The sequence below is a fragment of the Halorubrum vacuolatum genome (genome assembly GCF_900188065.1).
Classification (GTDB): domain Archaea; phylum Halobacteriota; class Halobacteria; order Halobacteriales; family Haloferacaceae; genus Halorubrum; species Halorubrum vacuolatum.
In genome coordinates this window covers 21,546-32,878 of record NZ_FZNQ01000026.1, presented here as the reverse complement: position 1 = coordinate 32,878, position 11,333 = coordinate 21,546, and the positions used below count along the sequence as shown (strand labels likewise).

Below are 11,333 nucleotides of genomic sequence, written 5' to 3'. Positions count from 1 at the left end.
TTCTCAAACTGTTTCAGCAACGCCGAAGCAGATACCGCCGACGATTGGCTTCGATCCTTCGCCTTCGCATGGAATCAGCTTATCTGAACACTACCCCCACACACGAGGCTACAATTTTATACTACTTCCTCCTTTTAACAACACGGTGGCGACAGATTCGACCGAACGATCGGATTCGGCGCTCAAGCGACTCTTTTATCGGCACGAAAAGGTACCGCTCGTTTACTGGGATGAGTTTTCCGGGGCTAAAACGGCGGTCGCACTCGTCGGTATCGTAGCCGTAGTGACGTTTCTCACCGGATTATCGAATCTGAGCCAACCCGAGATCACCCTCGATGGGCCACTCGCCCCGTTCATTCCGGACGTCGAAGCGGTTCAGTTCGGCGGTGTTTTGCTATCGTTCGTCCTCGCAAGTATTGTTCTAGGACTCGTCCGGAGTAAACGTCTGGCGTGGTATTTGGCAGTCTTGGTGGTACCGTTGACGACGATTTCCCCATTGACGACGTTGCGGCCCGCGGAAATTCCGTTGCTGATACTGGTCTTGGTCACGGTTCCGCTGTTGATACTCCACCGCGACGCGTTCGACCAGCGGATCGACCTCTCGCCGCTTCAGATCGCCGCGCTCTCGTCGGTCGTCGGCGTCTTGCTTTACGGGACCATCGGTTCATATGCGATTCGCGATCAGTTCGTCGAACTCGAAACGTGGGCCGATGCCGTGTACTACGTTCTCGTTACCATCGCAACGGTCGGGTATGGGGACATCACGCCCACAACGACCGGGGCGAAATGGTTCTCCCTTTCGATCATCGTGTTCGGGACCGGCGCGTTTACCGCCGCGATCGGTGCACTCGTCGTCCCGGCCATCGAGAAACGAATGGCGAACGCACTCGGAAACATGACAGCATCAGAACTCAGCCTGCTCGACGATCACGTCCTCGTACTCGGGTACACGGACGTCACGGAATCACTCCTCGAAGCGATAGGTGACGAAACGGACGTCGTCGTCGTGACCGAAAACGAGGACGCAGCCTCGTCCCTCGCCGACCGGGACATAAACGTCTTGACCGCCGATCCGGCGACTGAATCGACGCTCCAAGACGCGAAAATCGAGGCCGCAAGCGGTGTCGTCGTCGCAACACATGACGACGCCAATACCGTACTCACGGTACTTGCCACCCGGAAGGCCCACCCGGACGTTCGTATCGTAGCGGCTGCAGCCGACCGGCGTCATGCGGACAAACTCGAAGCCGTCGGAGCAGATACCGTCGTCAGTCCGGTCGAAATCGGCGGTCGCCTCCTCGGTCGATCGATCCTCGAAGAGACGGATACCGACACGCTCCTCGGGGTGGACGATGAAGAATCGAACACGAAAACCGACGAAGACGGCTGACACGTCTGTGATACCCCCCGATCGCTCGTGGACTCGGATGATTTGGACAGTACGGCCCGATAGCAATTCCGTATAGCAGGGTCGAAAGCACAGACGAACGAAACACAACGTGTCCTGAAGAGTATATAAAACAAATAATCGGTACAACTACAATTATGAGGATCAATCGTGGCGTATGGGGCTGTACAGCGTAAGCGTCTTTGAACGAATTCTCTTGCGCGCGGTGATCCCGGTCTGTGTCGTTTCCGGAATCATCGTTGCCACCGGGTTCTTTTTTCCGGCGCTCGTCGGCGATGTCATCTCCGGCGAGTGGTGGCTCGTCGTCTCCTTGTTGTTTTTCGGCTCCGGGCTGATCTATTTCGCCTTGCTCCCGACGGACCGGACGGTCGCGGACGAGTACGACCCCGCCGTGACGCTTCGTGTTCGATCGCTCAGGTTGCTTGACACCGTCACGGAATTCCTCGCCCAGCAAGATCGGATCGCTTTCGGTATCCCGGTCGGCATCTTTTTCGCGTTTTTCTGTAGTTACCTGATCGCCCCCGACGGGACCGTCGCCACCATCGCCACGATGGAAGGGCTGATTACCACCTATTTCGGCTGGGTGTTCGTCGGCACGACGATCCTCACGGTCGCGTTCTGTCTGTACCTGTTGATCGGGCCCTGGGGATCTATCAAACTCGGCGGTCCCGAGACTGAACCGACCTACACGTATCCGGTGTATTTTACGATGTTTTTCACCGCCGGCATCGCTGCCGGCATCGTCTTCTGGGGGCCCGCCGAGGCGCTGTTTCATTACGATTCCCCACCGCCGTTTTTTGCCGCCGAGCCGCGGTCTGAGGCGGCAATTACGGCTGCGCTCGCGTATGCCATTTTTCACTGGGGGTTTACGGCTTGGAGTGCATACGTCATCATCGGCGTTCCGATCGCCTATTTCGTCTATCGACACGGGGCTCCACTGCGCGTCTCCTCGTTGCTCGTCCCGTTTCTCGGCGTCGAGAACCTCGATTCATTGTGGTCTCGATCGGTTGATGCCCTGGCGATCTTCGCCACGATAGGCGGTGTCGGCACCTCGGTCGCTCTCGTTAGCGAACAGTTTCTCACCGGCATCAACTACCAATGGGACGTCGGGTACAACAGCGTGAGTCTGTTGTTGTTCGTTATCGGACTGATCATCGTCTTCGTCGCCTCCGCCCAGAGCGGCGTCGACCGTGGCATCCGACGGATCGCCGCCGTGAATGTCGTGCTGTTCGTCGCTTTCGGCGTCCTCCTGTTGACCGTCGCGCCCCGTGATTTCCTCGTCGCCAGCAGTTCGGCAGCGATCGGTAGCTACATCGTCAACTTCGTTCCGATGAGTCTACAGATCAGCGGCCAATGGGTCGCCGAGTGGACCCTCTGGAACTGGGCGTGGTGGTTCTCGTGGGCCCCCTTCGCCGGGCTGTTTCTCGCGGCCCTCTCCCGGGGTCGACGCATTCGGACCGTCGTCATCACCGGGTTCGTCGCCACCTCACTGGCTACGGTCGTCTGGTTTCTCCTCCTGAGTTCGACGGCACTGTACTTTCAACATGGGGCCGAGGTCGACGTCCTCGCGGCGATCGACGCTCACGGTGGGTCCGAAGCCGTCGCCGGGTTTCCGGTTTTCGAGGCGCTTCCGCTCGGCGAACTGTTCATGTTCCTGTTTCTGGCACTCATCCTCGCGTTCATGACGACCTCCGCGGACACCTCGACGCTCGTCGTGTCCGTCCTCGCGACCGAGCGCGACCTGGCCCCGACGACCGGGGCGATCGTGTTCTGGGGGGTATTTCAGGGGATCGTCGCCATCGCCGTCCTGGCGACCGGCAGCGCCGAAACCCTCCAGGCGATGGCAGTCCTCGCCGGCGGACCGTTCGCTATCGTCGCCCTCGTTGCCACTGCTGGATTGGTACGCTGGTTCCATCGACACGAACGCGATCAACCGTGGCCATTCGCGTCACTGTGGAGTGCTATTGATGCGGCGACGCTCGAGAAACCGATCGACACCGATGCACAAAGGAACTCCGACTCCGAGGACGAAGACGACAAATAGACCCGCGACGAGGCGAACAGCTGGCGGACATCGTCGATCGCCTCGATCAGGGTGTCGATCTCGCCGGTGCGGTTTAACGAACGTCGAAGGGGGCGTCCGACGACGACTGACGACCCACTCACACGGCCCCAGCACGTCCGACGTACGTTTTACATTTGACCATCGGGCTGGGTTGGGCTTAGCCGCTGGCGAACCGAAAAATACCGTCCGGAACGGGTCAGCGTCGGCTCGGAAAGTACGCACAGAAAAAATGTCGTGAGCGAATTTTGGGCGCTCTTACGGTCGGACGACGGTCACCGGCTTCGAACACATCCGGACGACTTTTTCGGCGGTGGAACCGAGATACCGTTCGATTGCTCCCCGGCCACGCTCACCGAGGACGACGGTGTCCACGTCGTTGTCCTCGGCGTAGGAGACGATCTCGGACGCGACTTTGCCGGTCTTGACGACACCAACCCCTTCGAGCCCCGCCTCCTCGACGTGTGCGATCCCGTCGCTTACGACCTCCTCGCCGTAGGCACGGTACTCCTCCATCTCGTCGTCGCCGATCACCGTGAGGATGTAGGACGCCTCGGTCTCGACGACGTAGATCAGGTGAACTTCCGCGTCGAATGACTTGGCGAGTTCGAGGCCATACTCGAACGCCCCGGATGACGCGTCACTTCCATCGGTCGCTATCAGTATCTTATCGATCATATGTATCGTCCGTGACGGACATCTCAGGACGGGAAAATAGGTGTTTGGGACGGGCCCAATCATGATCCTTCTCAGACATTATGTGTTGATCTCCCGAAAGTAGATGGAGAACGCGAGGAACGTGAGCAGCAGGCCGGCAGCGAAGTGATTACCTGCAAAAAAAAGGAGCAGCGACCCGACGGCGAACACCACGATGAAGACCGTGGCGATCGTCGCGACCAGTTGGGACATAGACGTGGTAGCGTCACAGACACCCTTAGGTGTGTCGCCGACTTGGTCCGCAAGGCCACGCTGACCCGGTTACTGAGGCGACCGTCGCTCAGCCGGTGTCGATCTCGAAACGTGCGCCGTCCCCGTCGGATTCACTCGCCGAGATCTCCCATCCGTGTGCCTCAATGAACTCCTCGACGATCGCGAGACCGAAGCCGGTACCGCCGCGTTCGGTCGTGTAGCCGTGATCGAAAACCTTTCCACGAATGTCTGGCGCGATCCCGTGACCGGTATCCTCCACCGCGAACCCACGGATCCTCCCGTCGGTCTCGATCGGTTCGACGGTGACGGTGATCGGCGAGTCGTTGTGCGTGATGGCGTTGTTCAAGAGGTTTTCGAGGACGTGGGAGAGGAGCGTCGGGTGTGCCTGTACGGTGTACGACTCGGGGATCGTCACCTGCAGCGTCGCCTCGGCTGTATGCAGACTGTCCCACGCCTCACGCACATGTGCGGCAACCGGGACGGCGTCCCGATCCTCCAGCGGGAAGTCCTTCCGGGTGAGCACCAACAGTTCCTTGATCATCGTTTCAATTCGATCGTGGGCGGCACGGATCCGGTCGAACGCGTCCGGGTCGCCGGTCTCGGCCGCCAGTTCGGTGTAGCCGATCGCGACGTTGAGCGGGTTCCGAATGTCGTGGCTGACCGTCGAGGCGAACCGATCGAGCCGCTCGTTCTGCGTCGCAAGCTCCTGCGTCCGACGACGGAGCCGTTCCTGTGCGTCGATACGGGCATACGCATCCGCGACGCCCTCGGTGAGGAGTTCTGCGAGTTCGAGGTCGCCCGCATCGAACGCGCCAGGGGTCTCGTGAGCGGCGTTGAACACGCCGACCGTTCCCACTGGAACCGTCATTGCCGCCCGCATCCGGTCGGATGTGGGACGAGCCCCCTCGATCTCGGTGACGTCCTCGACGAGCAGCGACTCGCCCGTTTCGAGGACCTCACGCGCCTTGCTGGTGCCGTCCGGAAACGGATGGTCGCCGGGCTCGACCGGCGACGCCTCGGACGCCATCGCCACGACGAACCGGCCGTCCTCGATAACGTACAGCGAACACCAGTCGAACCCGAGGATCCGCTCTGAGGCCTCACGTAGGAGCTCGAACAGTTCGCCGTGATCCTCACAGCCACCGATCTCGGCGGCGACGTCGTGCAGCTGCGTTATCTGCCGTTTCTGTTCGAGGATCATCCCCCGTGAGCGGTGTGTCACGATCGCCGCGTCGGCGTGAAGCGCGAGTAGCTCCGCCAGCTCGAGATCGGTCCGATCGTAAGTTTCCGGCGTCGTCGCCACCGTCTGTAACACGGCCTCCCCGCCGATGGGTACGCTCAACGCCGACCGATAGCTGTCTCGGGTCGGCCGCGCGGTATCGCTTTTTTTCACGTCGTCGACGACCATCGACTCGTCCCGCTCGAACGTTCGATCGAGGATGCTCCCGTCCATCTCGAGGACCGTACCCTCCCGGTAGTGTGAGGACGCTGCGACCCGATACCCATCGTCGACCCGTGTGAAGACGGTACAGAAGTCGAAGCCGAGCACCGATCTCGCCGTCTCCACCACCGTCGCGTAGACCGCGTCGATACCGTCGGCGGCCATGAGGTCCGTCGCAGCATGGTGTAACGCCCGTAGCCGATCGATATGCGCCGTGGAGTCGCCGCTGTGTGCGCCTCCTGTGTCCCGCTCGGTTCGATCGGCGCCGTCCGAGTCGTCGGCGCCGCCGGAGCCATTCTCCATGTGGGATCGATCCGTTTACGGCCGGTTACTATGAATCGTGCGCCCGGACGGTCCGCCGTATAGCGCACCACATGCTTCCAGCGTGAGCACCCGATCCAGTACGGTGTGAAAAGAGTTATCATTCGACACGGAATATTTCGGGTGAGGGCATATGCTACCGTATGATCGGATCCTCGTTCCGACCGATGGTTCCCTGGAGGGGGAACGGGCGGTTCGACACGCGCTGGAGCTCGCGAGGATCCACGAGGCGGCCGTCACGGCGATCTACGTCATCAACACCGCCAGCTACGCCGGGATGCCGATGGAGACCTCCTGGGAAGGGATCGATGAGCTGCTGCGGGCCGATGCCGAGGCCGCGGTCACGGAGGTACGGGCGCTCGCCGATCGTATGGGGGTAGCGATCACCACCACCGTCGTCGACGGCTCGCCGAGCCGGGAGATCATCCGGTCCGCCGAGCGGAACGACTGTGATCTCATCGTGATGGGAACTCACGGACGGGGTGGCATCGACCGCCTGCTGCTCGGAAGCGTCGCCGAAAAGGTCGTTCGCGGGTCGCGGATACCGGTATTGACGGTTCGAGTGCAGGACGGGATGGAATCGGACGAAGCTGAAACCGGGGATGGCACCGACGTCGACGGTCCACGATCCTCTTGATCAGTCGGGATCCAGCGCCGAACAGGGTCGCTTCGCTCACTCTCCGGCCGGCCGGAGGTGTTCACAGTCGCCCGTGTGAATACGTCGGTGCTCCCCGTCATCGGTCAGCACGACGAGTGTCCCGGGAAACTCGACGCCTATCGCCGTCCCCTCGACCGCCGCATCACCCGTTTCGACCCTGACACGCGACCCGAGCGTGCTCGTTCGGTCCCGCCACGCCTCGAGGATCCGGTCCGGTTCGGCAGTCAATCGATGGTACCGTTCAAGAACTCGCTGGAGGAATCGCCGTCTATCGATCTTCTCGCCGCGTTCCGCCCATAGCGAGGTCGCCCCGGCAGGAAGCCGGTCGGGATCGACGTTGGCGTTGACCCCGATCCCGACGATGAGCCACGTGATCCGATCCGCTTCGCCTTCCATCTCGGTGAGGATCCCGGAGAGCTTTCGACCCCCTCGCTCGCCCGTGTCGCCGACGAGCACGTCGTTCGGCCACTTGATGTGTGCGTCGACGCCCGCCTCCCGGCAGGCGTCCGTCGTTGCGACCGCCGCCGCGAGCGTGACCGCCGGCGCGTGCGCCGTCGGAAAGACCGGCCGGGTCAACACGGAGGTCCACACGCCGCCGGTCGGCGAGACCCAGTCACGGTGAACCCGACCGCGACCCGCACGCTGTTCCCCGGCGACCACCGCGACGTCGGCTTCACCGGCCGCCGCAAGTGCCCGCGCGCGAGCGTTCGTCGAGTCGACCACGTCGTGATAGTCGATCCGGTACGGGGCGTCGAGCCCGAACGCGATGCCCGCCGCGGAGTACGGGGGCTCGGCCGGAGCCACGTACCCCTCAGTCGTCGATTCGATCGCAAACCCCTCCTCGCGGAGCGATTCGACCGCCTTCCAGACGGCCGCCCGGGAGACGTCGAGGTCGGCCGCGAGATCGGGGCCGGAGACCGGACCATCCGCCAGCGCGTCAAGGAGCGCGCGACGCGTACTCATGAGTTATGTATCCTGACACCGCCCGAAAGCCGTTCCGAAAGCGATCGTCGGAAACTCTGGCAAGCGGGTTTCCGGAAGGCTCCATTTATATCGCCGCCGGGTGCGGGTCCTGTATGGAGTACACGACGCTCGGCGGGACCGGAACCACGGTCAGCCGGCTCTGTCTCGGCTGTATGAGCTTCGGGAGCGGACACGACTGGATGCTCGATGAAACGGAGGGGAAAGCCCTCGTTGAGCGGGCGATCGAACTCGGGATCACCTTCTTCGACACCGCGAACGTCTACTCGGCGGGCGAAAGCGAGTCGATCCTCGGCGACGTCCTCGCGGAGTACGATCGAGACGAGCAGGTCGTCGCCACCAAGGTCCGGTTCGCTCCCGACGACGCCCACCCCAACGCGAGCGGCCTCTCCCGGAAGACGATAGAACAGGAGCTCGAAAACAGCCTCGACCGGCTCGGCATGGAGACGGTCGACCTCTATCAGATCCACCGCTGGGACGATGCGACGCCGATCGAAGAGACGATGGCGGCGCTCGACGACGCGGTCCGCCGTGGAAAGGTGCGCTATCTGGGTGCATCCTCGATGTGGGCTCACCAGTTCGCGGAGGCGCTTCACGTCAGCGACCGTGCGGGCTACGACCGGTTCGTGACGATGCAGAACCTCTACAACCTCGCGTACCGCGAGGAGGAGCGTGAGATGGTGCCACTGTGTGAGCGTGAGGGGATCGGCATGCTTCCGTGGAGCCCGCTTGGAGCGGGTTATCTCACACGTCCGTACGAGCAGGACGACGCAACGACTCGCGGTGAGCACGAAACTGCGCTTGGCCGACCCTATCGGGAGGGCGGCGGCGAGGAGATCAACCGGCGCGTCGAGGAACTCGCAGCCGAGAAGGGCGTAAAGATGGCCCAGATCGCGCTCGCATGGGTGCTGAGCAAGGACGTCGTCACCGCCCCCATCATCGGCACCTCGAGCATCGAACACCTGGAGGACGCCGTCGAAGCGCTCGATATCGATCTCTCGACCTCGGACGTCGACTGGCTTGAGGAGCCCTACGAGCCGGTTCGGGTGTCCGGTCACGAGTGAGCGGTTTGCCGCCACGTCCCACCGCCACCCGCAAAATCGTGTGAGGGCGTAACACCCTTAAGAGGTGGTCGCGTATCGGATGACAGTGGCATCCCGACAGGGTGGCCCGGGGGGCGGCGAGCCCTCCGACGCCAGCACGACGGATCGTCCGAACGCACCGGCCGCTGAGTCGCCGACTCCGGGTTGGCGTGGCTCCGAACCCACCGATTCGGAATCGATCGGACGCGCATCGTCGGGACCGAGGGTCCGTGACCGGTCCGCGGCACTTCCAACCCAAACGGGGCGATCGATACGGCCCGATCGGCCGACGATCCCGGATCGAACCCGTGAGGCAAGCCGGCTGGGCTATGCTCCCAGCCCCAAGTCGGGACGCACGCGCGAGGATCCACCGCTTCGTGATCCGACGTGTTATGCGCTCACGGACCACTTTTGTGAACGACTGACACAACCCGGTCGATACGTCACCACCCGAAGCGTGAGCGACGCGATCCGCCGTGGGCAGCTCCGCTGGAACCGCACGGACGGCTGGCGGTTCGCGCTTGTACGGGACGGCGTTCGGTTCGTCGTCGTCGTGAGCGACACCGAGACGGATTCGCCGGTGGTCGTCACCGCATGGTCGGAGATCGCCGACGCGGAACGGGCGCTGGCCTCCTCGCGATTCGACGCGGTAGATGTGGATACCATCGCCGTCCGAAGCGCGCTGAGCGAGTCCTCTTCGACGCCGATCCCCGACCGAATCCGACCTCGGCAGGTGACACGTCCGTTCGAGATCGGCGACCACCGTCTCTCGACGGTCGCCGGCGAGCCGTACGTTCGCTGTACCACGTGTGGCTGCCGGTTCCGCTCGAAATCGGAGATCACGGAGCGGCGGTGTCGTGTGCGACCCGCGACGGACGGCGGTCGGTCATCCTGAAACGACCATACGCGGCAAGCCACCCGAGTGGAAACACGGAACAGGTGTGATCCGAGGCGGTTTTCAATACCTTTTACCCCCTCTCAGGGAAACCCACGATCATGGGTGAGCAATTCCGTATTGAAGAGGACAGCCTCGGCGAGATGCAGGTACCCGTGGACGCTTACTGGGGCGCACAGACCCAGCGGGCCGTGGAGAACTTTCCCATCTCCGGGATCACCTTCGGCCGCCGGTTCATCCGGGCGCTCGGCGTCGTCAAGAAGGGGGCCGCGCAGGCGAATCGGGACCTCGGGCTGGTTGCCGAGGAGACCGCCGAGGCGATCGTCGCCGCCGCCGCCGAGGTGATCGCGGGCGAGCACGACGACCAGTTTCCGGTCGACGTCTTCCAGACGGGCTCGGGCACCTCCTCGAACATGAACGCGAACGAGGTGATCGCCAACCGCGCCGCGGAGGTCGCGGGCGCGGAGATCGGCGACCGGGTCGTCCACCCGAACGACCACGTGAACTACGGGCAGTCCTCCAATGACGTGATCCCGACGGCAATGCACGTCGCGGCCTTGGAGGCAGTTGAGAAGGATCTCATACCCGCCCTCGAGTCGCTACACGCCGAACTCGAAGCGAAAGAGGCCGAGTTCGACGGCGTCGTCAAGACCGGCCGCACCCACCTGCAGGACGCCACACCCGTCCGGCTCGGCCAGGAGTTCGGCGGCTATCGGACGCAGGTGGGGAAGGGGATCGAGCGTGTGAGCGCCGCCCGTGACCAGCTCCGTGAGTTGGCCCTCGGTGGCACCGCGGTCGGCACGGGGCTCAACACCCACCCCGAGTTCCCGGCGCTCGCGGCGGAGTATATCAGCGAGGAGACGGGGACGACGTTCCGCGAGGCCGACGACCACTTCGAGGCGCAGGCCGCCCACGACGCCATGGGCGACGCCCATGGAGCGCTCCGGACCGTCGCGGGCAGCCTCAACAAGATCGCGAACGACCTGCGGCTGCTCGCCTCCGGCCCCCGAAACGGACTTGGCGAGATCGAGCAACCTGAAAACCAGCCCGGCTCCTCGATCATGCCCGGAAAGATCAATCCGGTCGTTGCGGAAGCGGTCAATCAGGTTCACACCCAAGTGGTCGGTAACGACGCCGCCGTCTCCGCGGGTGCCGCCCGCGGCGAACTCGATTTAAATCTCTACAAGCCGGTGATCGCCTACAACTTCCTCCAGAGCGCCGAGATTCTCTCGAACGCCGCCGAGACGTTCGGCGAGCGCTTCGTCGCGAAGCTCGAAGCCAACGAGGAACACTGCGCCGAACAGGTCGAAAATTCGATGGCGCTCGCCACCGCGCTCAACCCCGCGATCGGCTATGACGCCGCCTCGACGGTCGCCAAACAGGCGTTAAAGGAGGGCAAGACCGTGCGGCAGGTCGCCATTGATGAGGGCTACCTCACCGAGGCGGAGGCCGACGAGGTGCTCGATCCCGAGGCCATGACCCACCGCGTCATCCTCGGCGACGACTGAGTAGGGTATGTCGGCGACGACTGAGCAGGGTACGTCGGCGACGACTG

10 protein-coding genes and 1 pseudogene are annotated in these 11,333 nt (G+C 63.0%); 7 read left to right on the top strand and 4 right to left on the bottom strand.

The genetic code is table 11. The features are described 5' to 3' along the window. The 3 genes and pseudogenes from CHB65_RS17050 to CHB65_RS15120 form a co-directional block, all read left to right on the top strand. Positions 1-87 (top strand): annotated as a pseudogene (locus tag CHB65_RS17050) (IS6 family transposase); the annotation flags it as partial. 409 nt (positions 88-496) lie between these two features. Beyond that, a complete protein-coding gene (locus CHB65_RS15125; RefSeq protein WP_218818963.1) occupies positions 497-1,390 on the top strand; it encodes an NAD-binding protein in 894 nt (297 codons plus the stop codon). A 175-nt stretch (positions 1,391-1,565) separates the two neighbouring features. Further along, positions 1,566-3,452 carry a BCCT family transporter gene (locus tag CHB65_RS15120; RefSeq protein ID WP_089385865.1) on the top strand — a complete coding sequence of 629 codons (1,887 nt, stop codon included), beginning with the start codon at positions 1,566-1,568 and terminating at the stop codon, positions 3,450-3,452. Positions 3,453-3,728: 276 nt separating this feature from the next. On the opposite strand, the gene CHB65_RS15115 is transcribed toward CHB65_RS15120, so the two are convergent. The 3 genes from CHB65_RS15115 to CHB65_RS15110 form a co-directional block, all read right to left on the bottom strand. Then, positions 3,729-4,148 (bottom strand): universal stress protein, encoded by a 420-nt coding sequence (locus CHB65_RS15115; protein ID WP_089385864.1) that lies wholly within the window; start codon positions 4,146-4,148, stop codon positions 3,729-3,731. Between the two features lie 78 nt (positions 4,149-4,226). After that, the gene (locus CHB65_RS17545; protein WP_179213684.1) at positions 4,227-4,379 is read right to left on the bottom strand and encodes a hypothetical protein; all 153 of its coding nucleotides are present in this window, start codon (positions 4,377-4,379) and stop codon (positions 4,227-4,229) included. A gap of 88 nt (positions 4,380-4,467) precedes the next feature. Further along, entirely contained in the window at positions 4,468-6,144 is a 1,677-nt protein-coding gene (locus tag CHB65_RS15110; protein WP_089385863.1) for a GAF domain-containing sensor histidine kinase, read from the bottom strand. Between the two features lie 151 nt (positions 6,145-6,295). On the opposite strand from CHB65_RS15110, the gene CHB65_RS15105 reads away from it, so the two are divergent. Then, positions 6,296-6,799 carry a universal stress protein gene (locus CHB65_RS15105; RefSeq protein ID WP_089385862.1) on the top strand — a complete coding sequence of 168 codons (504 nt, stop codon included), beginning with the start codon at positions 6,296-6,298 and terminating at the stop codon, positions 6,797-6,799. Between the two features lie 36 nt (positions 6,800-6,835). Here CHB65_RS15105 and CHB65_RS15100 read toward each other — a convergent pair whose 3' ends face one another. Further along, entirely contained in the window at positions 6,836-7,783 is a 948-nt protein-coding gene (locus CHB65_RS15100; RefSeq protein ID WP_089385861.1) for a biotin--[acetyl-CoA-carboxylase] ligase, read from the bottom strand. A 113-nt stretch (positions 7,784-7,896) separates the two neighbouring features. Here CHB65_RS15100 and CHB65_RS15095 point away from each other — a divergent pair, with 113 nt between their 5' ends. The 3 genes from CHB65_RS15095 to CHB65_RS15085 all read left to right on the top strand — a co-directional run bounded on the left by CHB65_RS15095 (position 7,897) and on the right by CHB65_RS15085 (position 11,286). After that, positions 7,897-8,865, top strand: a complete 969-nt coding sequence (locus tag CHB65_RS15095) for an aldo/keto reductase (protein ID WP_089385860.1) — start codon at positions 7,897-7,899, stop codon at positions 8,863-8,865. 85 nt (positions 8,866-8,950) lie between these two features. Then, positions 8,951-9,778, top strand: a complete 828-nt coding sequence (locus CHB65_RS15090) for a hypothetical protein (protein WP_179213683.1) — start codon at positions 8,951-8,953, stop codon at positions 9,776-9,778. Between the two features lie 101 nt (positions 9,779-9,879). Continuing rightward, positions 9,880-11,286 carry a class II fumarate hydratase gene (locus CHB65_RS15085; protein ID WP_089385859.1) on the top strand — a complete coding sequence of 469 codons (1,407 nt, stop codon included), beginning with the start codon at positions 9,880-9,882 and terminating at the stop codon, positions 11,284-11,286. The last annotated feature ends 47 nt before the right edge of the window (positions 11,287-11,333 follow it).